The sequence below is a fragment of the Priestia sp. AB genome (assembly GCF_028369225.1).
GTDB classification, from domain to species: Bacteria; Bacillota; Bacilli; order Bacillales; family Bacillaceae_H; genus Priestia; species Priestia megaterium.
The window spans coordinates 625,118-650,373 of sequence record NZ_JAQMYN010000003.1 but is presented as its reverse complement, the minus strand read 5'-3'; the positions used below and the strand labels follow the sequence as shown (position 1 = coordinate 650,373).

23 protein-coding genes and 1 pseudogene are annotated in these 25,256 nt (G+C 35.7%); 19 read left to right on the top strand and 5 right to left on the bottom strand.

The window, feature by feature from the left end:
* Positions 1–639 precede the first annotated feature (639 nt).
* Both POF52_RS12925 and POF52_RS12920 read left to right on the top strand, forming a co-directional pair.
* A pseudogene (locus POF52_RS12925) lies at positions 640–831 on the top strand (DUF5412 family protein); the annotation flags it as partial.
* Positions 832–882: 51 nt separating this feature from the next.
* Positions 883–1,479 (top strand): hypothetical protein, encoded by a 597-nt coding sequence (locus tag POF52_RS12920; protein WP_271993092.1) that lies wholly within the window; start codon positions 883–885, stop codon positions 1,477–1,479.
* Positions 1,480–1,824: 345 nt separating this feature from the next.
* On the opposite strand, the gene brnQ is transcribed toward POF52_RS12920, so the two are convergent.
* A complete protein-coding gene (gene brnQ / locus POF52_RS12915) occupies positions 1,825–3,177 on the bottom strand; it encodes a branched-chain amino acid transport system II carrier protein (RefSeq protein WP_271993089.1) in 1,353 nt (450 codons plus the stop codon).
* 546 nt (positions 3,178–3,723) lie between these two features.
* The gene (locus POF52_RS12910; protein WP_271993088.1) at positions 3,724–3,966 is read right to left on the bottom strand and encodes a hypothetical protein; all 243 of its coding nucleotides are present in this window, start codon (positions 3,964–3,966) and stop codon (positions 3,724–3,726) included.
* A gap of 154 nt (positions 3,967–4,120) precedes the next feature.
* Between POF52_RS12910 and POF52_RS12905 the strand changes: the two genes are divergently transcribed.
* The 13 genes from POF52_RS12905 to POF52_RS12845 all read left to right on the top strand — a co-directional run bounded on the left by POF52_RS12905 (position 4,121) and on the right by POF52_RS12845 (position 19,837).
* Entirely contained in the window at positions 4,121–5,386 is a 1,266-nt protein-coding gene (locus POF52_RS12905) for a Y-family DNA polymerase (protein WP_271993086.1), read from the top strand.
* Positions 5,387–5,400: 14 nt separating this feature from the next.
* On the top strand, positions 5,401–5,733 hold the full coding sequence (locus POF52_RS12900) for a YolD-like family protein (protein WP_016766650.1): 333 nt from the start codon (positions 5,401–5,403) through the stop codon (positions 5,731–5,733).
* A 783-nt stretch (positions 5,734–6,516) separates the two neighbouring features.
* On the top strand, positions 6,517–6,900 hold the full coding sequence (locus tag POF52_RS12895; protein WP_176584898.1) for a hypothetical protein: 384 nt from the start codon (positions 6,517–6,519) through the stop codon (positions 6,898–6,900).
* Between the two features lie 346 nt (positions 6,901–7,246).
* A complete protein-coding gene (ppsA, locus tag POF52_RS12890; RefSeq protein ID WP_271993083.1) occupies positions 7,247–9,853 on the top strand; it encodes a phosphoenolpyruvate synthase in 2,607 nt (868 codons plus the stop codon).
* Between the two features lie 220 nt (positions 9,854–10,073).
* The gene (locus POF52_RS12885) at positions 10,074–10,370 is read left to right on the top strand and encodes an oligopeptide/dipeptide ABC transporter ATP-binding protein (RefSeq protein WP_255323442.1); all 297 of its coding nucleotides are present in this window, start codon (positions 10,074–10,076) and stop codon (positions 10,368–10,370) included.
* A gap of 259 nt (positions 10,371–10,629) precedes the next feature.
* Positions 10,630–11,112 carry a Cys-tRNA(Pro) deacylase gene (gene ybaK, locus POF52_RS12880; RefSeq protein ID WP_026106770.1) on the top strand — a complete coding sequence of 161 codons (483 nt, stop codon included), beginning with the start codon at positions 10,630–10,632 and terminating at the stop codon, positions 11,110–11,112.
* A 178-nt stretch (positions 11,113–11,290) separates the two neighbouring features.
* Complete coding sequence (locus POF52_RS12875; RefSeq protein ID WP_271993081.1) at positions 11,291–11,575, top strand: DUF5316 family protein; 285 nt, start codon at positions 11,291–11,293, stop codon at positions 11,573–11,575.
* Between the two features lie 74 nt (positions 11,576–11,649).
* Positions 11,650–12,060, top strand: a complete 411-nt coding sequence (locus POF52_RS12870) for a GNAT family N-acetyltransferase (RefSeq protein ID WP_176584895.1) — start codon at positions 11,650–11,652, stop codon at positions 12,058–12,060.
* A gap of 325 nt (positions 12,061–12,385) precedes the next feature.
* Positions 12,386–14,449, top strand: coding sequence for a transporter substrate-binding domain-containing protein (locus POF52_RS12865; protein WP_271993078.1), 2,064 nt, complete (start codon positions 12,386–12,388; stop codon positions 14,447–14,449).
* Positions 14,421–15,833 (top strand): sigma-54-dependent transcriptional regulator, encoded by a 1,413-nt coding sequence (locus POF52_RS12860; RefSeq protein ID WP_205662718.1) that lies wholly within the window; start codon positions 14,421–14,423, stop codon positions 15,831–15,833. The genes POF52_RS12865 and POF52_RS12860 overlap by 29 nt, the downstream gene beginning before the upstream one ends.
* A 138-nt stretch (positions 15,834–15,971) precedes the next feature.
* Positions 15,972–16,991 (top strand): TAXI family TRAP transporter solute-binding subunit, encoded by a 1,020-nt coding sequence (locus POF52_RS12855; protein ID WP_271993075.1) that lies wholly within the window; start codon positions 15,972–15,974, stop codon positions 16,989–16,991.
* A gap of 58 nt (positions 16,992–17,049) precedes the next feature.
* A complete protein-coding gene (locus POF52_RS12850; RefSeq protein ID WP_013082744.1) occupies positions 17,050–18,396 on the top strand; it encodes an MFS transporter in 1,347 nt (448 codons plus the stop codon).
* 472 nt (positions 18,397–18,868) lie between these two features.
* A complete protein-coding gene (locus POF52_RS12845) occupies positions 18,869–19,837 on the top strand; it encodes an extracellular catalytic domain type 1 short-chain-length polyhydroxyalkanoate depolymerase (protein WP_271993072.1) in 969 nt (322 codons plus the stop codon).
* A 135-nt stretch (positions 19,838–19,972) separates the two neighbouring features.
* Here the strand turns inward: POF52_RS12845 and POF52_RS12840 are convergent, their stop codons facing one another.
* The gene (locus tag POF52_RS12840; protein ID WP_016763750.1) at positions 19,973–20,128 is read right to left on the bottom strand and encodes an aspartyl-phosphate phosphatase Spo0E family protein; all 156 of its coding nucleotides are present in this window, start codon (positions 20,126–20,128) and stop codon (positions 19,973–19,975) included.
* Positions 20,129–20,454: 326 nt separating this feature from the next.
* Here POF52_RS12840 and POF52_RS12835 point away from each other — a divergent pair, with 326 nt between their 5' ends.
* A complete protein-coding gene (locus POF52_RS12835) occupies positions 20,455–20,901 on the top strand; it encodes a hypothetical protein (protein ID WP_176584889.1) in 447 nt (148 codons plus the stop codon).
* Positions 20,902–20,972: 71 nt separating this feature from the next.
* On the opposite strand, the gene POF52_RS12830 is transcribed toward POF52_RS12835, so the two are convergent.
* Positions 20,973–21,113, bottom strand: a complete 141-nt coding sequence (locus tag POF52_RS12830) for a hypothetical protein (protein ID WP_013082747.1) — start codon at positions 21,111–21,113, stop codon at positions 20,973–20,975.
* 512 nt (positions 21,114–21,625) lie between these two features.
* On the opposite strand from POF52_RS12830, the gene POF52_RS12825 reads away from it, so the two are divergent.
* Positions 21,626–23,077, top strand: a complete 1,452-nt coding sequence (locus POF52_RS12825) for an NADP-dependent glyceraldehyde-3-phosphate dehydrogenase (protein ID WP_271993069.1) — start codon at positions 21,626–21,628, stop codon at positions 23,075–23,077.
* Positions 23,078–23,183: 106 nt separating this feature from the next.
* Here the strand turns inward: POF52_RS12825 and POF52_RS12820 are convergent, their stop codons facing one another.
* Positions 23,184–23,480, bottom strand: coding sequence for a hypothetical protein (locus tag POF52_RS12820; RefSeq protein ID WP_013082749.1), 297 nt, complete (start codon positions 23,478–23,480; stop codon positions 23,184–23,186).
* A gap of 491 nt (positions 23,481–23,971) precedes the next feature.
* Between POF52_RS12820 and POF52_RS12815 the strand changes: the two genes are divergently transcribed.
* Together POF52_RS12815 and fsa are read left to right on the top strand one after the other, a co-directional pair.
* Entirely contained in the window at positions 23,972–24,481 is a 510-nt protein-coding gene (locus POF52_RS12815; protein WP_176584887.1) for a hypothetical protein, read from the top strand.
* A gap of 60 nt (positions 24,482–24,541) precedes the next feature.
* Positions 24,542–25,210, top strand: a complete 669-nt coding sequence (fsa, locus tag POF52_RS12810) for a fructose-6-phosphate aldolase (RefSeq protein ID WP_013082751.1) — start codon at positions 24,542–24,544, stop codon at positions 25,208–25,210.
* Positions 25,211–25,256 lie beyond the last annotated feature (46 nt).

Sequence of the window (25,256 nt, the reverse complement as noted above, 5' to 3'; positions counted from 1 at the left end):
AAATTAAAAATCTGACATGATTAAAGAAAAACCTACCTCCATCTTGCAAAGGTAGGTTTTTCTTTTTTTAGCTGTATACTCTGTACAAAGATAGTTTACATAATACCTCTTCAAGGAACCAAGCAAAAAAATGAACCCATGCAGGACAAGGGTTCGGAGTAGGATGATGTTTATCGGATATGCAGCTTTTTATACATCCTTGATACATCAGCTTTTCCTCTTGAGGTGATTGAAGCTACGATGTATAAAAAGCGAACCTTTTATACATATGCAGCATCAAGAAAAATATAAATAAATTGGAAAAATATGATATAATTTAATGGTTATGGCATTCATTCTTCAACGAGTGTGAATCCTAAAAAGCAACCTTACTCCTATGACAAAAATGAGGTTGCTTTTTATTTTGCTCTTGTACATAAAGGAATTTACTACTCCCCCAGATGTTATTTGCACGGCTATTTTAGACAACAAATTTGAACCTTAACTTTTTTTCTATACAATATGCAACAAATCTTTAAAGCCAAATAAGAAAAATTATTAGCTTCTGCAGGTCTTTTATATGTGAAGGAGGTTTTATATGAGTGAGATTTGGATTCAAGAAGAACAGTTAAATGCGGAGTTTGATGAAATGGTGGCACCACTACTCCGTTCGCTATAAGGGGAGAATTAATCGATACAAACAAAACTTTCAATAAAAGAAAAAATATCTATTGGAACTATCCTCAAGAAACAGCCACAGTAAAGTGGATAAATAACGAAATAATTAAAATTAGTGGTCATACATTAAACGTTAAAAAGGATACATTTAATGCTACTGATATAGATAATTAAAATCTATTTTCAAACAATTAAGCGCAATGAGAAGGGGGGAGAAGATGATGATTGATAAATAGGATCTTGAAGATAAAAAATCATGAAATAGACGTTTCTTTATCTGAGCTTACAGATACAAAAATTTTGTTGAATTTTCAGCAAGCAATTACAAGCTTATACCCCCATCTAATACCTATACATGCCCATGCTTATTATGCTTGGGACGATATTGTCATGCCCTTGTTTTATGAAATGGTTTATAAGACTTTCACTTATAAATACGGCATTGAGATTGAGCCAGATGAAACACATCCCTATATGTTTAGTTTAAGATATTATCAAGGTATTCATCATATTGAATGTTTTCCGAAAACATCATCTTTTAAAGGCTTATTGGACAATGAGTATTTTGAAGTTAACGAAGAGGAATTAAAAGGAAAAAGACTTATTTTCAAGTCTTTTGGAGATAGTATTCACTGTTTAACAACTGGTTTGGATGTTGAAAATACTGATGCTGTCAATTTTGAGTTAGTTGAAATAGATGTTGTATGCTCTCAATCCAATAGGGTTACAGATATTGATGGATGTACTACTTTTTTTATTCATAAAGACGATATAGAGTTTGTATTTATTGCTGAGACCTTCAACCAAAAGTTACAAAAATAAAAAGAAGTGTAAAACTTTTTTTGAATATCATAGTAAATTGGAAAAGAATTAAATGTACCGTCCGTAAAAGTATACCTTTACGAACAAGTTGTGTATATAAAAAATCTATTATTTTTATCGTTTATGTAAGTTTAAAGAGAATTTACGAACGTCCTCTTGAAGATACAGACTTTTACGAACTAGTTTTATGAATAATATAATTATTCATTTAAATTAATTATAAAAAATGCACAAGAAGAGGCATCGTCTAAATATATTAGAAAACTCACAAAAAGAGTCTTTGCCTCATAAGAAGTAAAGACTCTTTTTGTATTTGTTTTATTTAAGATAATTAAAGTTAACTTATTATTTATTTAACCTCGTTGATCTAGAAGTAATTTGCTCTTTGTTTTTAAATAAGTTAACTCCATAACCCAAAAGGCCTCCAATGATTGCTGGGAATATCCAGCCTAATCCGATATGGTAAAGAGGGAGGTAGTAAGTAAATAATTGATCGATACCAGAGATGTGTAAGCCAAAATCATTTAATCCGTCTACTAAACTTACAACAAACGTTAAGAATAGGCTACCTTGGTATACCTCAGCACATCCTTTAAATAAAGAATGAAGGAATGTCAAAAAGATTAGAACAATTGCTAATGGATAGAGAACTGTTAAAACAGGTACTGAAAAAGAAATTAATTGATTTAATCCGACATTTGCGATGATTGCGCTAAATATGGATAGGCTAATCGCAATTTTCTTATAAGAAATAGATGGTAATAATTTATGGAAATAAGAAGAGCATGCAGTAATAAGTCCTACGCTAGTTGTCAGACAAGCTACTGTAATCATTAAGCCTAATAGTAATCCTCCATATTCTCCAAAATAATAATCAGAAACTTTCGCTAGCACCGCACCACCATTATCTAAATGCCCAAGCTTTTCTACACTTGAAGCACCCATATATGAAAGGGCAGAATAGATAGTTGCAAGAATAATAGCAGCAATTCCCGTAGCTTTTAGGCAAACAGTTATAATTTGCTTCTTTGTTTTAGCGCCTTTCTCTTTAATTGCATTGATAATAATGATTCCGAAAACGAAAGATGCAAGAGTATCCATTGTTAGATATCCTTCTTGGAATCCATTAAAAAAAGAGTTTGTTACATATTTTTCTGTAGGTGCTTGAAATTTTCCAATAGGATGAATAAAAGCTACTAGAACTAGAATTCCAATGAATGTTAATTTAATTGGCGTTAAGAATTTTCCGACAATATCGACAATTTTCGCCGGATTGAGAGAAAAAAAGCATGTAATACTGAAAAATATAATAGTAAATATGAGTAAAGCTATAGAACTAGAGCCTTCAGAAATGAAAGGTTTAAGTCCAATTTCAAAAGAGACATTACCTGTTCGTGGGATAGCAAATAAAGGTCCAATAGCTAGATAAAGAACAGTTGTAAATACTAAACCAAAGATAGGATGTACGCGACTTGCTAAAGATTGTAAATCTTCCTTTCCAGAGAATCCAAAAGCTAGTACACCAAGTAAAGGCAAGCCTACTCCAGTAACTAAAAAACCCGCATTTGCTGACCAGATATTTGCTCCCGCTGACTGACCAAGCATGGCAGGGAATATTAAATTTCCAGCTCCAAAAAATAATGCAAATAACATTAAACCAATGATTACTATAAAGGAAAACGGTACTTTGTTTGACACGGTGAAACCCCCAGTAATAATATTCTTCATAAAAAATTAAATTTTCAGACAACTCAAACTGCAAATAACTTATCTTTTTTGTATTATAAACAGTCAAATTACATATTTCAATATAAAAAATAAACTTTTTTGATAAAATTTAAAAAATTATCAATTTTCCGTTCATTATGCATTGTTAAAATAAAAATAATATTAAAAACCAAAATCTTTATTCAAATCGCGTACATTAAGTAGTTTAATATGGTTATTATCTTTTGAGAAGACCGTAAATAATATTCAAAACGCGTATATTATTCTGTTAATTAATGAGATTTAATTACATGCAAGAAAATTTATAAATATAGTACTACGAAACTTATAAAGCTTTTGAAAATGGGCTAAACATCCAAAAGTAAAATCAATTATTTAATATCTATAAAATACATAATAAATTTTATAGATACTGAAAAGACCTTATTAACATATTAATTAAGGTCTTTTTATCATTATTTCTTATTCCGATTAAAGTCAACGATATATATTACTTTCAAAGCACTTGATTTGACCTTATCTTTTTCTTTTGAATCCAAAACTCACTATATAAGCTATTGCTAATGAGATAAAAGCAGCAATACTAAACTTTATGTAAGAAATCTCTAAAGCCCAAAGGCCGTATTTGTCTGCATTTAAACGATACATAGACCACCACTGTCCATTTTCACCTTTAAAAAATGAGAAGATAATCCATAAAAGAATTAAAAACAAAAACCATGAAAAAAAGATAATATAATTAGTCATTTTCTTATTCATTTCCCATCTCCTTTATCTTCCAAATTTACTCGTAATATTCTTGTCTCCTATTATATTAACAATAATCGGGAAAAATTTAGAGTTTTTATTGAATAAAGAACATTTGTTCGTATACAATAAAGAACAAACGTTCTTTATTTGAGGAGTTATTCCAATGGATTATGAATATCTACCAAACAGAGTCATTATTTGTATTGATATGAAAGCATTCTTTGCTTCTGTTTCATGCGTGATACGTAGGCTAGATCCATTAAAAACAAAGTTGGCAGTTGTAGGAGATACAAAGCGGTCGGGATCAGTTGTGTTAGCTGCCACACCCTTATTAAAGAAAGAAGGGATCAAAACAGGCAGCCGTCTTTTCGACATTCCTAGAAGGAAAGATATCCATGTCGTAAATCCATCCATGGAGAGGTATGTCAAGGCTTCGAACTATGTTTCTAGTTTGGTATTACAGTATGTGGCTCCTGAGGATTTTCATGCGTATAGCATTGATGAGTTGTTTATTGATGCCACAGCTTCTTTGCATTTATTCGCTCGCACACCAAAAGAATTAGCCTGTAAAATCATCAACGAGATTTACCGCAAAACACGGCTGACAGCTACTGCAGGCATAGGTCCGAATCTCTTACTGGCTAAGGTGAGCTTAGATCATGAGGCCAAGAATAGCACAACAGGAGTAGCTCATTGGCGATACGAAGATATTCCTTTCAAATTATGGTCGATTCACCCAATGAAGGATTTCTGGGGAATCTCGTCCGCTACGGAAAGACGCTTAAATCGTTTGGGCATTCACTCCATAAAAGAACTCGCTCTTTCTTCTGTAGAGATGATACGTAAAGAATTTGGTGTCTTAGGAGAGGAAATCCACCAACATGCAAATGGAATTGATTTTAGTCGCATTTCTGAGGTGTATATTCCGAGCTCTCGATCATTCGGGAAGAGTCAAATTCTGTTTCGAGACTATACAAATCGAAAAGAAGTAGAATTGCTGCTATTAGAACTATTAGACGATGTGTGCTTTCGTTTACGTATGCATCAAGTCGTGGCACAAACTATTCATTTATCCATTGGCTACAGCAAACAAACAGGTGGCGGCTTCTCAAGACAAAAGAAGATGGGGCGGGCTTCGAATCTAAGTCAAGATATTTTTCCTTATTGTTTAACCATCCTACACACATTTGATAGCGGAATGCCCATTCGTTCGATTGGAATTTCTTTATCGAACACTAGTATTCAAGAAGAAGAGCAAATGAGCTTATTTGAAGATATTGGCCAGCGTGAAAGAGCCTATGCCCTTGCTAAAACAATTGATGAAATTCGTATGCGTTATGGGAAGAATAGCGTTCTGCGAGCTTCAAGCCATCTCGAGCATTCAACAGCTCGTTATCGAAACGGCCTTTTAGGAGGTCATAAAGCATAAAGGAGGAAGATGACATGCAAAACAGAGGAATGAAAAAATGGCGACCGTTTGCCACTATGCCCGAGCAATACAGAGGATTACAGGAAATGATAAAAAAACAAGCAGAGGTACCTCAACCTTTTTTAACAGAAGATCAAATGGAACAGATTAATTTCATCTTGATTGAAGCCTTACATACAAACAAACAAGTCTACCTTACATATTACAAGAGAGGTCAATGCATAACAGAGACAGGATTCATTCAGTTTATTGACTCCCAAGGGAAACTAATTGTCTTCATTGATGATGCATTTGAGTTAAAGAATAAAATGAGATTGAACGTACTTATCGATGTTCGGTTCGTATAGGTTAGATGCATGAAGGCAGTAAATTACAAACGATTATTAGAAGCCAGCTTTCTCTTTGAGCGTACCCAACTATGCTGTTACCTTATTGAGAAGAAATCAAATTCATAAGCGTTCTTTCTTAACAAACATAAGATTTACGTATTAGTGTTTTTATGAAAAATTAGGCCTAAACTTTTACTAATCATTAATTTATAACAAAGGGGAAAAACCGTTTTTTCTTTTATTGGAGCATACAGGAAATATAATGCATGCATAATCTAAAATTAGTTTTTTAGGGGAGAAACAACAATGAGTTCTACATACAACCACGAAAATGTTACCTCCTTCATCTGTTATAGCTCGCCTAATAAGGGGATCAACTTGGTACTGATTTTGATAAAGAGGGTTATATTGATTTAGAATTGTTACAATCCGTTGTTCCTTCAAAAGACGCTGTCTTTTATTTCTGCGGATCGATTCCGTTTATGGAAGCTATTCTTAAAGCATTACGTAGATGGAATATACCAAACGAACGTATTCATTACGAGGTATTTAGCCCTGTAGCCATTTTAGGAGAAAAATAAAGAAGTAATTGTCATCAGTAAACAGAAAATGGTTGATTAAAACACACGTCCTGTTTAAATAAATATGCTGTAAAGAAGCACTCCTGTGAGTGCTTTTTTAATTTGCCTTAAGGAGCAATTCTAGATACTTTCTATGTACAAAAAACTGGAAAAAATTCTCTTCGGTAATTTATAATAATAGAGAACTATGTCGAATCCTAAATATTGGAGAGATTACTATATGAGAAGACTACTTCCTTTTATAATTTTTACCATTTACTGCATTCCATATGTTTATTTATCTATGCGAAAAGATTTTGAAGATGATTCAAAGGTAAACTATATAATCATGGCCATAGTTACACTAGCACTGGCTTATCTAAGTGGGCTTATTAGAGCGGATTTATCACTTGTTTTAGGAAATATCATTTCTTTTAGTACGTCATACTTTTATAACGCATTAAGGCTTCCTGATTCTAAATGGGAGAAATATTTTTCGCCCTTTAATTCTGTCGAACAAGTAGTACTGATAAGCCTTGCGGTGCTTGTGCTGCAGGTGATTATTTATGCACTTGCTCGAAAACGAGCGAAGAGATACCTTCGTAATACTATGGTTTCGGAATAGTTCAAACAAAGAGAGTTAATCATCTAATGAGCTAGACTCTTCAGGTGACCAAATGAAAGAAGGGTTAAAATGAGGAGAGATGTTGAAATTTTATTCTCTAAAAAGAAAGTGTTAAATGAGGAAGAACAACAAATCCTTCAAATGTGTACTTACCTGCTTTAAAAAGGATACGAATCAATTAGATAAGTTAGTTATACAACTTTTAAATATGTAACCGCAAACAAAAAGGTATGTATTTCTCTTCCTACTTTAATTATACCACATAAAAAAACGCCGATATAGACTGTTTATTCTCATTTACTGCTGGTAAAATCAATAAAACATTACCGGTTAGGAGAGATGTTGAATGAACTCTTTAGTTCTTAGCTTTCAAGAAATAAAAGATACACAGCTTTCACTTGTTGGAGGAAAAGCCTTAAATTTAGGCGCGTTATCAAAAATTCAAGGAATACAAGTACCGGAAGGATTTTGTGTGACAGCGGCCGGGTATCAAAAAGCCTTTGAACAAAATGAAACGTTTCAAGCGTTACTGAATCAGCTGACGATGCTAAAAGCTGATGACCGAGATCAAATTGATGAAATTAGCGAAAAAATTCGCCAAATCATTCTGGAAATAAAAATTCCTTCTGACGTTGTAAAAGCGGTTATTCATTCTCTCTCTCAGTTTGGGGAAGAGCATGCTTATGCCGTTCGTTCAAGTGCGACTGCTGAAGATTTGCCACATGCTTCTTTTGCTGGTCAGCATGACACCTATTTAAACATTAGAGGCAAAGAAGCTATTCTGCAGCACATTAGCAAATGCTGGGCTTCCCTGTTTACAAATCGTGCGGTAACCTACCGTATTAAAAATGGATTTGACCATAGTCAAGTGCACGTATCGGTTATTGTTCAACGAATGGTTTTCCCGCAGGCTTCAGGTATTTTATTTACCGCTGACCCAATTACTTCTAACCGAAAGCTGTTATCAATCGATGCGGGATTTGGACTTGGGGAAGCGCTAGTGTCAGGTTTGGTCTCTGCCGATTGCTATAAAGTAAAAGAAGGCGAAATCGTCGATAAAAAAATAGCAGCTAAAAAGGTAGCTATTTGCGGATTAAAAGAAGGCGGAACAGAAACGAAGGAAGTTCATTTTGATCTACAAAAAACGCAAGCGCTCACTGACTCTCAAATTTTACAGCTAGAACGCGTTGGAAGACAGCTTGAAGCTTACTTTGGTTGTCCTCAAGATATTGAATGGTGCTTGGCTGATGATACATTTTATATTGTCCAAAGTCGTCCAATCACTACTTTATATCCAATTCCTGAAGCACATGATCAGGAAAATCGCGTTTATATATCTGTTGGACATCAACAAATGATGACCGATGCCATGAAACCACTCGGATTGTCTTTTTTTCTGTTAACAACTAATGCACCGATGCGTACAGCCGGTGGAAGGCTGTTTGTTGATGTCACCCCTATGCTGGCTTCACCTGACAGCAGAAAAATGATGTTAGGCGCCATGGGACAACATGATCCGCTCATGAAAGACGCACTTACAAGCATAATAGAGCGAGGAGACTTTATAAAACCTTTACCAAATGATCAAAGTTCTGGTAAAAGCAAAAAAAGCATGCCGCCTACGAAGCCTAAGACACAAATCGAAAACGACTCGACCATAGTTTCTGACTTGATCAAGAAAAATCAAGCATCAATAGAAGAGCTAAGGCAAACCATCCAAACGAAATCTGGTTCGGAATTAGTCGATTTTATTTCAGAAGATATCGGGACATTAAAGAAGATTTTATTTGACCCACAAAGTACAGCTGTGTTTATGGCCGCTATGGATGCTTCATCATGGATCAATGAAAAAATGGAGACGTGGCTAGGTGAAAAAAACGCAGCAGACGTGATTTCTCAATCTGTACCAAACAATATTACATCAGAAATGGGTCTGGCGCTATTGGATGTCGCGGATGTGATTCGTCCTTATCCAGAAGTAATTCATTATTTAAAACATGTAAAAGATGATAACTTTTTGGAGAACCTGGTCAAGTTGGAAGGCGGACAGGAAACTCAAGACGCTATCTATGATTATCTCAGCAAATACGGAATGCGATGTCCCGGCGAAATCGATATTACGAAAACTCGCTGGAGCGAAAAGCCGGCTGCACTTATTCCTGTAATTATTGGTAATATTAAAAACTTTGAGGCTAATGCTAGCAAGCAAAAATTTGAAAAAGGCCTACAGGAAGCCTTGGAAAAAGAGCAAGAGCTATTAAACCGCTTGAAGCAATTGCCGGATGGTGAACAAAAAGCAAAAGAAACAAAAGAAAAGATTAATCTCATCCGAAATTTTATCGGTTATCGTGAATATCCCAAATATGGCATGATTAATCGTTATTTTGTTTATAAGCAGGCTCTGCTGAAAGAAGCCGCTCAGCTTGTAAAAGCCGGTGTTATTTCTGAAACAGAAGATATATACTATCTGACGTTTGAAGAACTTCAAGAAGTCGTGCGCACACATAAAATGAATGACCAAATCATCATCAAACGAAAAGAAGAGTACAAATTATATGAAAAGCTAACGCCGCCGCGTGTAATCACGTCTCATGGCGAAATTGTTACAGGTGCGTACAAACGAGAAAATCTTCCGTCCAAAGCAATTGTAGGTTTACCGGTTTCTTCAGGAGTGATAGAAGGGCGAGCGCGCGTCATTTTAAACATGGAAAATGCTAATCTATCAGATGGAGATATATTAGTCACTTCCTTTACTGACCCTAGCTGGACCCCGTTATTCGTAGGGATAAAAGGGCTTGTTACGGAAGTTGGCGGACTGATGACTCACGGCGCAGTCATTGCACGTGAATACGGATTGCCAGCGGTTGTCGGAGTAGAGAATGCTACTCGGCTGATAAAAGACGGTCAGCGAATTCGCGTACATGGAACAGAAGGGTATATTGAAATATTGTAAAAGCTAAAGATGCTTGCGCTGTTTTTCTTCTTTATTAATAGATGAAAATTTGTGTAGATTCCTATACGTATCTTCAGTCAATACCAAAAGGCAGGCCATTATAACGGCCTGCCTTTTGGTATTGGTGACGCAGTAGATTAAAACGTCAAATGCTGACTTTTTTTACAGCCGACTGCTGTACATGCTCGATAAACAATTTGAACAAGTTTAGCATTGAAGTATGTTCTTTTGCCATCTAGGCAGATTAGTAGAAGAAGGACCAACAGATGAGATTTTTTCAAATCCTCGTCACCCTTACACAAAACTTCTTTTATCATCTGTCCCAGCGATTCACGAACATGAAAAACGCGAAAAAATTGAGGTTAAAGGTGAAATTCCTTCTCCTCTTAATCCGCCTTCAGGCTGTGCGTTTCATAAAAGATGCCCGTTCGCATTTGACCGCTGCATGAAAGAAACACCTGACGACACAGTGATTGACAGCAAGCATAAAGTAGTAAAATGTCATCTTTATAGTTAAGGTGAAAATCTGTAGCGATAGAGAAAACAAACGTATTGATGTAACAGCATAATTGAATAAATAGAAATGAAAAAGTCACTAGTACCTCTAGTGGCTTTTTCTCTGTGAAAAAAGCGGGTTCAATGGGTTGAGAAAAGTCATTATTCAGCATATTAGATTCATTGTCATATAAAGGATATGAATAACCCTTACTAACCTACCTATCCTAATACATGGAGATATGAAAACAAAACGTGTTATGATGGTATCGGTGATAATTATGGGTAAAAAAGCAGATAAAACGAATGTCATGCGAATTTTAGATCAGAAAAAAATTGAGTACAATTATTATTCTTATGAAACTAAAAATCTGAGTGGGGTACAGGTAGCTACTTCGCTCGGGGAGGATCTTGCTAAAGTCTTCAAGACACTGGTGACCGTAGGGAAATCAAAAGAACATTATGTCTTCATGGTACCGGTTGAAAAGGAGCTTGACTTAAAGAAAGCGGCAAAAGCGGCTGGTGAAAAGTCCTTAGAAATGATTCCTCAAAGAGAGCTGTTGCCTCTTACAGGATATGTTCACGGCGGGTGTTCTCCTATCGGAATGAAAAAGCAGTTCACAACCTTCATTGACTCTACAGCAGAAGACTGCGAAACGATTTACTTTTCAGGCGGGCGTGTAGGTCACCAGATACAGTTAACATTAAGTGACTTATCAAAAGTAATTCGTATATGTCCGGCAGATATCACAAAAGATAGTTAAAATGTATTTCCCTTGAGCGAAACGCTTTTAGACATAAGCGTTTCGCTTTTTTTAAATGGCTTTAATTGCTGTCTTTTTATCGGTTGGGATAACAGAAATAAAAGTAAAAATATAGAAAAAATGATATTATATAGTTAATGTGTGGAAACTTTATAAAAAGGCTAGGAGGAAAGCAAAAATGATTAAATCAATTATTGGAGGGTTCATCTTATCTTTTATTCTTTTATTAGGATGTACAATAGCAAACGTAAATTCAGAAACAGTATTTTTTGCCGTTTTCATTCTATTAGTAGGGCTAGCCATCATTATATCTGGAGTAGCTGTAAGCGGTGATCGAATGAGAGCTAATCTGGCCACGGAATCAAAAACAGACAAGAAGTGCAGAATTACAAATTCTATAAACCTTATGTTAGCTGCTGCTCCAGTTCTCGGGGTATTTCTTTTCATTCATTCCTTCGTATAGTTAATTCTTTGTCATCTAAGAGTCAGCAATAAGATCTCCAAGAAATAAACCAATTATTGAAAAGGGGGCCTAGGATGAAAGAAATCACTTCTGCTTTGGCGAATCCTACAATAAAAAAACTGTTATCTTATGCAACGTTAGAAGAGAAAGTTAATGAGGAGTATAAAAAATACGCTTGTTTGCCAAGTCGGAAATTGTATAGTATTGAAGTAAACGGAGAAACCATTAGCTGTATAGGAGTTGAATTTCTTAACTCAAAGAGAGCTGTTATAAAACATATAGCTGTTTTACCAAGAGAGCGAGGAAAAGGAATAGGAAGCAGCATGATTCGCTTTCTTTGTAAGAACTATGATATACATTCTATTTTTGCTGAGACAGATAAAGAAGCAGTAAACTTCTATTCTAAGTTTGGCTTCCAAATAACAAGTTTAGGTGAAGAATGTCACGGAGTGGAACGCTTTTTGTGTAAATTTAAAGTTAAATGAGGCAAATTAGAGGCAGTTAAAATATGATATAATGAATTTAAAAGATCTTTATATTTGCAGGTGATTGGAAATTACATATAACTTAACATCAAAGAAACTAAAGGCCGAGCGTAAAAGAATACGAACTATCAAACAAATACGTTTTGTTTACGATTATAAAAAGCCTCTTTCTAGAGGCTTTTCTTTATAAAAATGATTGACAGAATATTTCAATATCATTTTGTTTTAGTTCTTGAAAATTGAACACTTTACTCAATACATAATAATAAAAGAAATTTTTCATCTACTTAACGAAAGGTTTTTAAAAAGGAGACAGCTATATCTTATGCATGTTACACTCCGTCCATTTTGTTTTATTTTATCTATTATCTTACTTCTAGCTTATCTTCCGCCTTCTGTAAAAGCCGAAACTGTACCCGGTGAAAAAGCGAATTACGCAGGCGAAAAGAAAATATACCGCATTGCTGGAGAAAAGCATCTTGCGCCTTTTTCTTACGTGAATGATGAAGGAGTGTTTACTGGTTTTAGTATTGATATGCTCAATCAAATAGCGAAAGAAGAGAATGTGAAATTTACATATATTCCAATGGACCTTTATCAAGCAACAAAAGCACTGCAAGAAGGCAAAATTGATGCCATTATGGGCTTGGAGTATTCAGCTAACCAAAATCAAGTGTTTAAATTTTCCGATCCATATTTTACGATGGCAGATGCCGTAGTTATTCCGAACTCCTTGAAATCTTCGGTTACATCTTTAACCGATTTACGGGGTAAAACCGTTGCCATGCGAGAAGACAAAATTTCCTTTGAGCTGCTGATGAATGTAAGAAACATAGAGTTTCAGATGGCTTTGAATCCAGAAGATGCGCTCAATCTCCTGTTTTTAAATCGGGCTGATGCGTTTTTTTCAAACAAGTGGACCGCGGAGTTTTATCTTGAGAAATCAAAGAAAAAGGGACAGTACACTATACTCGATAATGTAGGAATACCTTCAGAGTTTGCGGTTGCAACCCGGCCTGAAAATACAAAACTTTTATCGGTCATTAACCTTTCGATTTCACATATGCAAGCGGATGGAACATATCAAGAATTATATAGAAAATGGTTTGTTTCTTCTTCAGAAGAACGCTTAAAAGAATTGCGTAATTGGATTATCGTGCTTCTTGTTATAGTTGTATTAACACTAGGTAGTTTATTTATCATATATCTTTGGAACAAGCGATTAAAAAAAGAAGTGAAAAAGCGTACATCCGCGCTTGCTGGTGCGAATCAAAAGCTGCAGGTTCAGCAAAAAGCAATTTCACAGGCTCATGCATTTCAGACACAAGTTATTAACCATATGTATTATGGAATTCTTACATTTGATCAATCGCTAAATCTTACAACTATCAATCAACGGGCAAAAGAAATTCTTCTTATAAAGGATGAAACATTTCAATCTAGTCATATTCATAAACATCCGCTTATCCAGCAAATTTTTAAAACGTATAAAACGATAAAGCAATCGCAAATAGCATTGCCATTTACAAAAGAAATTCAGCATAAACAAAATGGAGAAATCTATTTTGTATTGTATCGAGTGATTCCACTTTATGAAGATACAAATAAAATGAACGGTTATTTACTTACACTAGCCGATCGTTCTGAAGAAAGATTGCTTGAGAAGAAGTTAGCTACTCAAGAGAAAATGCGTGCTCTAGGTCAGCTCGTAGCAGGCGTAGCGCATGAAATTCGCAATCCGCTTACATCCGTAAAAACATTTATTGATTTGCTGCCAAATAAATATGAAAATCCAGAGTTTCGAAAAGAGCTGTCTAAGCATGTTCCAGAAGCACTAAGAAGAATGAATCGTATTGTTGAAAGTTTAGTCGATTATGCCCGGCCTAAATACCCTCAGAAAGCAGCTTTTGATGTAGAAACGTTTATAAACTCTGTAGCTGTTATTATTAGTCCTACGTTAAAAAAGAAAGCGGTTCACTTATCCCTTGATATCGAATCAGGTATGCAGCTTTACAGTGATCCTGATCAAATCAAACAAATTATGCTAAATCTTATGTTAAATGCGCTGGACGCGATGGAAAACAGTCCTCGCAAGCAGCTCTCTATCAGAGCTGTAACAGAAAATGAGTTAGGTTTTATTGATGTTAGTGATACAGGAAAAGGCATAGATGAAAAAGACGTACCGCATATTATGGAACCTTTCTATACAACAAAAAAGCAGGGAGTAGGCCTTGGTTTATCGCTATGCTATCAATGGATAGAAGAGAATAACGGAGAAATTACGATGCAAACAAAACAAGGAAATGGTACCACATTTACAATTATCTTGCCTGTTACGAAAGAAAAAGGAGGACATTCATATGAAACCGACCGTTCTCATACTCGATGACGAACCTGCCATTGGTTCATCTCTTCGTTTCGCTCTAGAAACGAACTATGAAGTGACCAATCTTACAGAAGTACCGGAAGCTTATCAATTTTTACGCAGTCAGCCTGTGCATGTTGTTTTGTTGGATTGGCGCCTGGGCAAATACAATGGGCTTGAAGTGCTGAGTGAAATTAAAGATATTCAGCCTCAAACATCCATTATTATGATGACAGCTTATGGCACGATTGAATCTTCTATAGAAGCTATTAAGAGAGGAGCTTATCATTACATTACGAAGCCTCTAGATATTGAAGAGCTTCATATCTTAATCGAAAAAACGCTTGAACACCAGGAACTTCATGATAAAGTTCGGGAACTAAGTGAAACGATTGAGAAAATAAAAGGCTACGATCAAATGATTGGTGAAAGTGCAGCCATGAAACAAGTTTTTTCGATTATTAATAGAGTAAAAGACATTGATTCGAACGTACTTATATTTGGGGAAAGCGGCACTGGAAAAGAACTAGTAGCACGAGGGATTCACCGGCAGGGAAAGAGAGCAAACGGACCATTTATTTCCGTTAACTGTGCGGCTATTCCAGAGACTTTACTCGAAAGTGAACTTTTTGGTTTTGTAAAAGGTGCTTTTACAGGAGCTACTCGCAATCAAAGCGGGAAAGTAGCCGCAGCTGATGGAGGAACTCTTTTTTTAGATGAAATTGGTGAAATGCCTCCGTCCTTGCAAGCAAAAATGCTTCGATTTTTACAAGAAAAAGAAATAACACCTCTTGGCTCATCGGAAACAAGAAAAGTAGATGTTCGTATTGTGAGTGCCACTAATAAAGAATTAAATCGTATGATCAAGGAAAATGGCTTTCGCGAAGATTTATATTTCCGCTTAAATGTTATTCCTATCACACTACCGCCATTACGTGAACGAAAGGAAGATATAGCGCTTCTTATTCCATACTTTTTGCAGAAATACTCAGAAGAAATGGAGAAACCGCTTTGTGTGCTTTCTTCAGATGCATATAAAAAGCTTTTAACGTATGATTACCCCGGAAATATAAGACAGCTAGGAAACATTCTTGAATATGCCGTTGCTATGACCAAAGATGGAACGATTATGGAAAAAGATTTACCTATAACTGTTCAACACAAACAAGAGACTTCTTTGTCACGCTATGAGAATGAGAACTTCACTGAAGAAACAAAATTAATTAATATTCCAATTAACTACACGATGAAAGAAGCAGAACAGCTAATCATTGAGTCAGTCCTTGAAGAGTGTGGAGGCAACCGCAGAAAAACAGCTCAGGCACTGGGTATCAGTGAACGAAGTATCCGTAACAAACTTCATCTTTATCGCACAATTCAACAAAAGGAGGCAAAAAATGCCGAGTAGGAACATGTTTCCGTTTCTACCCGGCATTTTTTGCCGGGTTCTTGTTAGTTTCTCTGCCATTTAAGTGATTTTTTGTTGGCACGAAACTTGCAATATATTATTGTAAGCGCCCACATTAAAGAAAATAGAGGTGAATAAATGAAAAGATATATAGCGGCGGCGCTCGTTTTCTGTTTGATATTTATCATTGCAGTCTTAAATAGAGATCTACTAACTATTCATCATGAAAAAGAAAACAGCACTAACTCTAACATAAAAACTAGTGAAAAGGTTGATGACAAACCACTTACAATTTTGACTGGAGGCCCTACAGGTGTTTACTTTCAGTTAGGCAATGCTCTAGCCAGAATTTATGGAGAAAAACTAGGAATCCAAGCCAGTGTACAAACAACGGAAGCTTCTGTAGAAAATATTAGTAAAATTGCACACAAAAAAGCCGAGCTTGGTTTTTCTATGGCAGATATGCTGGCGAGTTCTCAGGGAAAAGAAGAAGCCATAATTGATAAGAAAGATTTATCCAATGTAAGAGCAGTGGCTTCTTTATATCCAAACTATATGCAAATTGTAGCTCTTAAGTCGGCTAAAATCCATACGCTTCAAGACTTAAAAGGAAAAAACGTGGTGGTAGGAGCGCTTGGCAGCGGTACAGAGGTATTGGCTATGCGGATTCTAAATGAAATGGACATCAATACTCAAGATTTTCATGCACGGTTCTTACCTTTTTCTGAAGGAATTGAAGGAATTAAAAATGGGACCGCAGATGCAGCTTTTCTTTCTTCTGGATATCCTAACTCGGGAATTACAGAGTTAGCTTCAATGACCGAAATTGAACTGATTTCAGTACCCGAAGAAGTGACAGAGAAACTAAAAAAATCATATCCGCCGCTAGGAGTTGGGGTCATCCCGGCTGATACGTATAAGGATATCAACACAGAAACAAAAACAGTTATGGTCAATAACCTTTTGATTACCAATAAAGATATGCCACAAAAAAAAGTATATGAACTGACAAAAACTTTGTTTGAGAACGTAGAAGAACTTGAGCAAACAAATAGCTCTGCTGAAAAAATAACGTTAGCAAAAGCGGCAGAACAACTTCCTTTATCGTTGCACTCAGGTGCCAAAAAGTACTACAAAGAAAAAGGCATTATAAAATAGGCTAAATCTCTATCAAAATAGTATAGAAGATACTAATCAAAGAAAAGAGGGATCACTCATGGCTCATACCAGTGAAGCTGCAAACAACAGGCGTGTTACAAGTAATATTTTTAAAGGATCTGTTGGGAACTTAATTGAATGGTACGATTGGTACGTTTACTCTGCTTTTGCCGTCTATTTTTCATCCCAATTCTTCCCGGAAGGTGATTCAACAAGTCAGCTGCTTAACACAGCGGCAATCTTTGCCGTTGGTTTCTTAATGCGTCCAATCGGAAGTTTATTAATGGGACGCTATGCGGATCGATATGGTCGTCGGGCTGCGCTTACCTTATCTATTACCATTATGGCGAGCGGTTCTTTTATTATCGCCTGTACTCCTAGCTATGGAACGATAGGGTTATTATCTCCTATTATTCTAGTACTAGCGCGTTTGCTGCAAGGAATCTCCTTAGGAGGAGAATACGGAACTTCTGCAACTTACCTTTCTGAAATGGCAAGCAGCGGGCGAAGAGGATTTTATTCAAGCTTTCAGTATGTGACGCTTGTTGCTGGTCAGCTGGTGGCATTAGGTGTTCAAATTATTCTGCAAAACGTTCTTAGTGAAGCAGATATGATTTCATGGGGCTGGCGTATTCCCTTTGTCATTGGAGCCATCGGAGCGCTAAGCGTTTTATGGCTGCGCCGTACAATGGATGAGTCAGAGCAATTTTCTAAAATGGACTCTGAAAGCCGTGAAAATGCAGGAACTATTAAAGCGCTTATGAAGCATCCCAAAGCAGTGTTGACGGTTATTGGCTTAACACTAGGAGGAACAGTCGCTTTTTATACGTATACGACGTATTTGCAAAAATTTATGGTAAACAGTGTAGGGCTAGATAAAGGAGTGGTAAGCTGGATTAACTTCTGTGCGCTGCTTGTATTTGTTGTTATTCAGCCAATAGCAGGTATGCTATCTGATAAAATTGGACGCAGACCTCTGTTAATGAGCTTTGGTATTTTAGGAACATTACTGACTGTACCGCTTTTTCTTTTTATGAAACAAGCACATAACCCAGTCATGGCTTTTTTATTAATGACAATTGGACTTATCATTGTAACAGGTTATACATCGATTAACGCTATTGTAAAAGCTGAGCTTTTTCCAACAGAAATTCGAGCTCTTGGGGTTGGGTTACCGTATGGACTTACAGTTGCCATATTTGGAGGTACTGCAGAATTTATCGCCCTATGGCTGAAAAGTATCGGCCATGAATCACTGTTCTTTTTCTATGTAGCAGGGTGTATTGCCATCAGCTTTCTTGTTTATTGGCGTATGGGAGAATCCTCTAAAGATTCATACATAGAATCTGAGCTCAAGAAAGAGGACAAAGGAGACAATGTACCGCCAAATAATATCAGTTTTTAATTTTGGTTAAATAAATAATCGTTTGATAACATAAAAAAGGACGGGCTTTTATAGCCAGTCCTTTTCTAGTATTCCGCGCGTATACTCGTATTAAACGTACTAAGTGACTGCTCTTACTATAAAATTCTTTTTTCTATAGTTTTGCATTATGAATTTGTACACTATTTGGTGATAATAAGTCCTCGTATAATCTCATTCCAGTAATGTTTAAAACTAGGCTTTGCTTTCGTCATTATGAACACTCCTTTTTTAAATTTTTTGATTGGCTAGTTATTATACTAAGTTTAATAAAATTACCTAAAATTGTTATCCAACGCAGAGCGTAACTTAGTATATGAATTTGTACGACTAAAGAATGAAGAACAAAATAATTGGAGGCATATAAAAAGATCAGCTCCATAATAAAAGGATTATTTTGTGATATAACGAAATAAAGAGTATATACATCAGAAATAGAGAGAGGGTAAACTCCGTGAATACTTTATATTCCTTTTTTACGAACCCAGTTTTAACTGCTTCTACGTTTTTAATAGAATTACAGAGCGTGTTCTTTCAACCTATTTGGAAAGAGTATAATTATGATGATTATTTTACCTACAAGGTGTATGTTCCAAGTACATATACTGGGTTAAGCAAAGTACCATTAATCGTTATGCTTCATGGATGTCAACAAGATGCAGATGATTTTGCGGCGGGTACGGAGATGAATAAACTAGCGGAAGAAAAAGGCTTTATTGTCCTCTATCCTCAAATGAATTACTTTGCTAATTCCAACGGGTGCTGGAATTGGTTTTATGAGTATAACCAGTTTCGCGGTAATGGAGAGCCAGACATAATAAAAGATATGATTGATCACATAACCGCTAAATATGCGATTGATTCTACTAATATATATCTTGCTGGTATGTCAGCTGGAGGCTTTATGGCAAATGTGATGGCTATTGCTTATCCTGATGTATTCAAAGCAGTAGGCATTCATTCAGCAGGCAGTAATGCGTATGCTGTAGACCTCATCACAGCTGGAGAAGTCATGCTATACGGCTCTTTAAATCCTGAACTTGACGGTGATGAAGCTTATAAAAAAATGGGACCTTATGCACGGCCTGTTCCCATCATTACGTTTCATGGTCAATCAGATACAACAGTCACGCCAATTAATGCGTCTACATTAATTCAGCAGTGGATTTATACATATAAGAATTTCGGTATAAACCTACATGAAAATGCTGCTTTTTATACGTCACAAGACAACGGAAATCATTATAGCTACATAATGTCTGACTACATAGATGCAGAAAATAAAATCTGGATGAAAAAAATTATGGTAGAGGATATGGGGCATGCATGGTCAGGAGGAAATAACAATGGATCAGACACTGATTCAAAAGGTCCTAATGCTTCAAAAATGATGTGGGACTTTTTTGAAGCACAGAATGATTAAATAGAGTATGAACGCGCGATCAAGATGTACTGCTAAATAACATCAGCCTTCATTTTTTTGAAACAAATAATTGTCTACCAACAGAAAAAAAGGATCTTATCGAAAGATCCTTTTTCTGTTACCAACGAACATTTTTTAACAAGTAGCTTCAAACCGATTTAACAATACATCGAGATCCTGACTGATTTTAATCGTATTACTACTTGTAAACCCTTCTTCTAGGGCAATCATCATCATCATTTTTCGTATAAATTCTATCTTTATCAGCAGTAGTCTACATTTGAAACACATTAAGTTTCCTCCACTTGCCACGTCATTTTAAAGGCTTAAATTGTTGAATTATTTATGTAAAAATGGTTCCAATCTAAAAATAGAACCTAAAAAATATAGTAACAAATAGATAGTGTCGAAGTCTGTCGTATTTTGAATTCAGATATTTTCATTTAAAAAGAATTAGCCCTTAAACGTTTTGCTGGAAGCTATGCTATGTCTTAATTGTGATTGTTCCACCCGTTGTAAATAACTCACAGAGCAATAGAGCTTATCCGGTTTTTTGGATATAGGCATAATCCGATTACATTTAGGCATGTTAACATAAGAAAGGAGAATTTACTAATATGCCCAACGTCATCAGAATTCTTCAATTGTTTCTTCCGTGGATTTCCCTTGTTTTTATGCCAAAAAAATCAATGAGAACCTATTTTCCCGCTTCTCTATTTGCCTCATCTTTAGTAATTGGAATGTGCTCATTAGCTATTCCTTACAAGTGGTGGAGGGTAAAAGGAGGGTGGAAAGGAAAAATTTTAAACGATAGCAGTTTTATTTTTGGCCCCTTTTTGATAGGGACACTGTGGATCTTTCATTTTACGTTTGGCAGCTTTAAGAGATTTTTTTTCGTTAATTTACTTATGGATTCACTATTTGCTTTTCCGCTAAGCTACTTGTATCAAAAATTGGACTTATTTAAGTTAGTTAACTTTAAGCCAAAACATATCTTTTTTTCGTTTATTAGTTTCTGCTTAACTATTTATGGCTATCAGGCACTGACAAATAAAGATAAATGATAGGTGAGGGCCGTTTCTAACCGCTATAGACTTTGTAAAAATCGCAACAAAAAAGCGTCTGTTAAGACGCTTTATATATAATACATATACTGCTCTTCTTTATTAACATTTGTTGTTTCATGGATTATTTCTTCCGGGATATTGGACGTCCGGTTAGTAAAAAGCATAAACAAAGCAATAATTGATGCCGCAAAACCTAAAGTAACAATCACAATAAATCCCTCCCTTTAGAATATATATTCTACTTTTATCTTCATTTTCCTATATTTATTATATACCCTTATTTTATTTTCTTAACACATAGAATAAAAAGAGTAGGGCATCTCCTCAATATCTCCCTCAAAATAAATATAATCAAGGGAGCTTAAAACTCCCATTTTCCCTAAAAAAGTAGGAATTCATAAATTTTTTTCGTATGGGGAACATAAATCATTAACATTATTAATCGTTGAGATAACTTTTTTGTATTGTACGAATGAAAGAAATTTATATATATTAAAAATACAAAATATTCATTAAATTATATGATGCTTTGGTTTTGAGTCGAAAAGAGAAAAGCTACTGCTTTAAAGGCAACAAGTTTAAGGAAGTTACAAGCGATATAAAAAGTTATAGAAATAGATGCATCTAGAATTCTTTTTGCTCAAATATTCACAGAGTTTTTATTCATAAAAAAGACTGAAAATTTTGATAATATTTTCACTTTTATTAAGGGGGACTTTTTATGGCAACAACGGTATTAAATGTATCAACTTATTCTTTTTATCTTAACGGTGAGTGGAAAGAAAGTAAATCAGGGCAGACAATTGACATTGTTTCTCCATACCGTCATGACGTGATTGGAAAAGTGCAGGCTATTACAAAAGAAGAGGTTGATGAAGCAGTACATGCCGCGCAAAAAGCTCAGAAAGGGTGGGCAGAAATTTCTCTGCAAGAACGTGCCAAGTATTTATACAACTGGGCGGATGAGCTGGTAAGAATGCAGAGTGAAATTGCCGAAATTATTATGAAGGAAGTTGGAAAAAGCTTAAAAGATGCAAGGAATGAAGTAGTGCGCACAGCAGATTTCATTTGCTATACAGTTGAAGAAGCCCTTCATATGAACGGAGAAAGCATGAAGGGAGATAGTTTTCCTGGGGGTTCTAAGTCTAAAGTTGCTATTGTTGAACGCGTGCCTTTAGGGGTTGTACTCGCAATTCCTCCTTTTAATTATCCGGTAAATTTAGCAGCTGCTAAACTGGCGCCTGCGCTTATTTCAGGAAATGCAGTTATCTTCAAACCTGCAACGCAAGGAGCGATCAGCGGTATTAAGATGATTGAAGCTCTTCATCAAGCAGGTATTCCACAAGGTCTTGTAAACGTCGTAACGGGCCGCGGATCTGTTATTGGGGATTATTTAGTTGAACATAAAGGCATTAACATGATTTCATTTACCGGGGGAACAAATACGGGTACTCAATTAGCTAAAAAGGCAGGCATGATTCCTCTTGTACTAGAACTTGGAGGAAAAGACCCGGGTATTGTATGTGAAGATGCAGATTTACAAGAAGCAGCAAAACATATTATAAGCGGAGCATTTTCTTATTCCGGTCAGCGCTGTACAGCTATTAAACGTGTACTTGTGCATGAAAAAGTGGCAAACGAGCTCGTAAATATTTTAAAAGAAGAAGTACATAAACTATCAGTCGGTTCTCCTGAAGATGGATGTACGATCGTTCCATTAATTGATAGCAAAGCAGCGGACTTTATTCAGATTTTAATTGCAGACGCGCTCGGAAAAGGTGCAGAAGTTGTGACTGGAAACAAGCGTGAAGGAAACCTTATCTACCCTACGCTTTTAGATGACGTGAATGATACTATGCGTGTAGCATGGGAAGAACCATTTGGTCCTGTGTTACCAATTATCCGCGTCGCTTCTGATCAAGAAGCCGTTGACATAGCAAACGAATCAGAATTTGGCTTACAAGCAAGCGTTTTTACAAAAGATATTAATAAAGCCTTCTCAATTGCAAATAAAATTGAAGTCGGATCCGTTCAAATCAACGGCCGCACGGAACGCGGTCCTGATCATTTTCCTTTTATCGGCGTAAAAGGATCTGGTATGGGCGCTCAAGGCATTCGTAAAAGTATTGAATCTATGACTCGTGAAAAAGTAACGGTATTAAATCTTCAATAATTGAATTCCAAGAGCTCTCCAAATCAAGCCAGTAGAGTGTAGAGAACCTCAAAGGAAAAAGCCTGTGTTCCAAAAAGCACAGGCTTTTAAACGTTTTATTTACCTATCACTCGATTCCATCTTTATAGTTCTTATGCCAGTTTTTATCACCTTTATGCTCGATATCCTCAACGGTTTTTTCAAGCTCTGACATAATGAGTGTTTTCACTTGATAAATGGTATCAAAAAAAGCTTTCTCCTCATCCGGATTCGGCTTTATTTTGGCTGCTGCCGATATATCAACATATCTGCGATGTTCAGTTGTTAATTTATCAAGCGCATCAAAAATATGAGAGGTCAGAACAGCAACCTCCTTATGATTATCAGGCAGCTTTTCTTTTAATGTTTCAATTCTCTTATCCATGTTAAAGTCCTCCTATAACGTGTTGTATTTATGTAACTTTCCCACTAATAAAAATGAATAACCTTAAATAGTAAAAAATCATGGGAATTAGCACGTGAAACAAAAGTATACTACAGGATATCATGTTAAAGTGAAAAAACGGTGAAACGAATGAGTATATTTTTCCAGAAAGGGTATGTAATAAAAGTGGTTTTTTTGGAAAAGGTAATTCCCTTAAGAAACATTGAAGCACGCAATCAACGTAAAAGTTCATCTATTTTTAATGAACAATGACCTTTTTTGACTATTTTTTTACGTTTTTATGACTTTTTTTGAGTGAATTTGATTGTTTTTGATGATTTTTCGAATAATCTGATATATAATGAAAGCGTAAACAGTAAAACATGTCGGTTGGTTAAGAAAAACATCCACAAAAATGGGATTCGTTATTACATAAAATCAGACCTCTGTTTTTATAAAAATAAATAGAATTTGAGAAAAGGAGAATGAGGATGGACATATTGGATGCAAAAGTAGTGAATACGAAGTACGGTTTAGAAACATATCTGGATGTATCAGAAAGCGTAGAAATAAAAGAAATTCATATGCCGAATTCAGAGAACCAATCTCATAAAATTAAATTTGGAATCAAGTATTTTCTTTTAAGAGAAGGAAAGTATTACGATAGCCAAAAAGGTTATTTTTGGCTTTGTATGAATCACGATTTTAGCAGCCTTATGCTGAGTGAAACGGAAACAGAGAGTTTGTTTGCAGTTAAAAGTGAAGAAGAAAGAGAAGCAACAAAAACGCTGTTAGCAGAATGGTTTATCCAAACAAATGCGTACAAAGAAGTCATCAACGAATGTATCCATCAGATTAAAACGGAGAATATTCGTACAGAAGAAGACATTGAAGACCGAGTGGACGCTATACAATTTTTAGAAAAATTAAAGGTATTAACTGCAAAAGAGATTGAAAACGCTTCTATAGAAAATCTATATGCCCTGCAGCAAATTGGCTAGGCTATAGTTCGCGCAAGTTGAAATGCAGATTGATGTATAACAATAAGGAGGAATAGTGAGATGAAATTTTTTATTGATACAGCAAACCTTGAGGATATTAAGAAAGCATACAAAGTAGGCGTTCTAGCTGGTGTGACAACCAATCCATCTTTAGTAGCAAAAGAAGGCGTAAGATTTGAAGACCGCATCGAAGAAATTCTTCAAATGGTACCGGAAGTTGAATCCGTTTCCGCTGAGGTAACGCCTGACGCACTTTCTGCTGAAGACATGATTGCTCAAGCTGAAGAACTGATTAAAATTAACGACGGAGATAAAAACATTACGATTAAGCTGCCTATGACATTAGCTGGTTTGGAAGCGACGCGCTACCTTGCTAAAAAAGGCGTAAAAACAAATGTAACCCTGATCTTTACAGTAAACCAAGCGCTTTTAGCAGCTCGTGCTGGAGCGACGTATGTTTCTCCATTTTTAGGACGTCTTGATGATATTTCAGAAGACGGAGTACAGCTGGTATCTAAAATTGCTGAGTTATTCCGCGTTCAAAACATCGACTCTCAAATTATTGCGGCATCTGTAAGACATCCGGATCATGTAACGCGTGTAGCACTTGCAGGAGCTCATATTGCCACAATTCCATACGCTGTTATTGAGCAATTAGCAAAACATCCGTTAACTGACCAAGGAATGGAAAAATTTGCAGCAGATTGGGAAAAAGCAGTTAAAGCTTAACAAAAAGTCATATCAATAAAAAAAGCTTGGGGTAAGCATAGCTTAT

What these genes read in the sequence shown, in the direction of transcription:
- POF52_RS12835 (WP_176584889.1), top strand. Translation starts at nt 20,455, where the DNA reads ATGCCCAACGTCATCAGAATTCTTCAATTGTTTCTTCCGTGGATTTCC.
- POF52_RS12870 (WP_176584895.1), top strand. Translation starts at nt 11,650, where the DNA reads ATGAAAGAAATCACTTCTGCTTTGGCGAATCCTACAATAAAAAAACTG.
- POF52_RS12840 (WP_016763750.1), bottom strand. Translation starts at nt 20,128, where the DNA reads ATGTGTTTCAAATGTAGACTACTGCTGATAAAGATAGAATTTATACGA.
- POF52_RS12875 (WP_271993081.1), top strand. Translation starts at nt 11,291, where the DNA reads ATGATTAAATCAATTATTGGAGGGTTCATCTTATCTTTTATTCTTTTA.
- POF52_RS12825 (WP_271993069.1), top strand. Translation starts at nt 21,626, where the DNA reads ATGGCAACAACGGTATTAAATGTATCAACTTATTCTTTTTATCTTAAC.
- POF52_RS12855 (WP_271993075.1), top strand. Translation starts at nt 15,972, where the DNA reads ATGAAAAGATATATAGCGGCGGCGCTCGTTTTCTGTTTGATATTTATC.
- POF52_RS12815 (WP_176584887.1), top strand. Translation starts at nt 23,972, where the DNA reads ATGGACATATTGGATGCAAAAGTAGTGAATACGAAGTACGGTTTAGAA.
- POF52_RS12865 (WP_271993078.1), top strand. Translation starts at nt 12,386, where the DNA reads ATGCATGTTACACTCCGTCCATTTTGTTTTATTTTATCTATTATCTTA.
- POF52_RS12850 (WP_013082744.1), top strand. Translation starts at nt 17,050, where the DNA reads ATGGCTCATACCAGTGAAGCTGCAAACAACAGGCGTGTTACAAGTAAT.
- POF52_RS12860 (WP_205662718.1), top strand. Translation starts at nt 14,421, where the DNA reads ATGAAACCGACCGTTCTCATACTCGATGACGAACCTGCCATTGGTTCA.
- ybaK (WP_026106770.1), top strand. Translation starts at nt 10,630, where the DNA reads ATGGGTAAAAAAGCAGATAAAACGAATGTCATGCGAATTTTAGATCAG.
- ppsA (WP_271993083.1), top strand. Translation starts at nt 7,247, where the DNA reads ATGAACTCTTTAGTTCTTAGCTTTCAAGAAATAAAAGATACACAGCTT.
- POF52_RS12910 (WP_271993088.1), bottom strand. Translation starts at nt 3,966, where the DNA reads ATGAATAAGAAAATGACTAATTATATTATCTTTTTTTCATGGTTTTTG.
- POF52_RS12885 (WP_255323442.1), top strand. Translation starts at nt 10,074, where the DNA reads ATGTTCTTTTGCCATCTAGGCAGATTAGTAGAAGAAGGACCAACAGAT.
- POF52_RS12900 (WP_016766650.1), top strand. Translation starts at nt 5,401, where the DNA reads ATGCAAAACAGAGGAATGAAAAAATGGCGACCGTTTGCCACTATGCCC.
- fsa (WP_013082751.1), top strand. Translation starts at nt 24,542, where the DNA reads ATGAAATTTTTTATTGATACAGCAAACCTTGAGGATATTAAGAAAGCA.
- POF52_RS12820 (WP_013082749.1), bottom strand. Translation starts at nt 23,480, where the DNA reads ATGGATAAGAGAATTGAAACATTAAAAGAAAAGCTGCCTGATAATCAT.
- POF52_RS12895 (WP_176584898.1), top strand. Translation starts at nt 6,517, where the DNA reads ATGAGAAGACTACTTCCTTTTATAATTTTTACCATTTACTGCATTCCA.
- POF52_RS12905 (WP_271993086.1), top strand. Translation starts at nt 4,121, where the DNA reads ATGGATTATGAATATCTACCAAACAGAGTCATTATTTGTATTGATATG.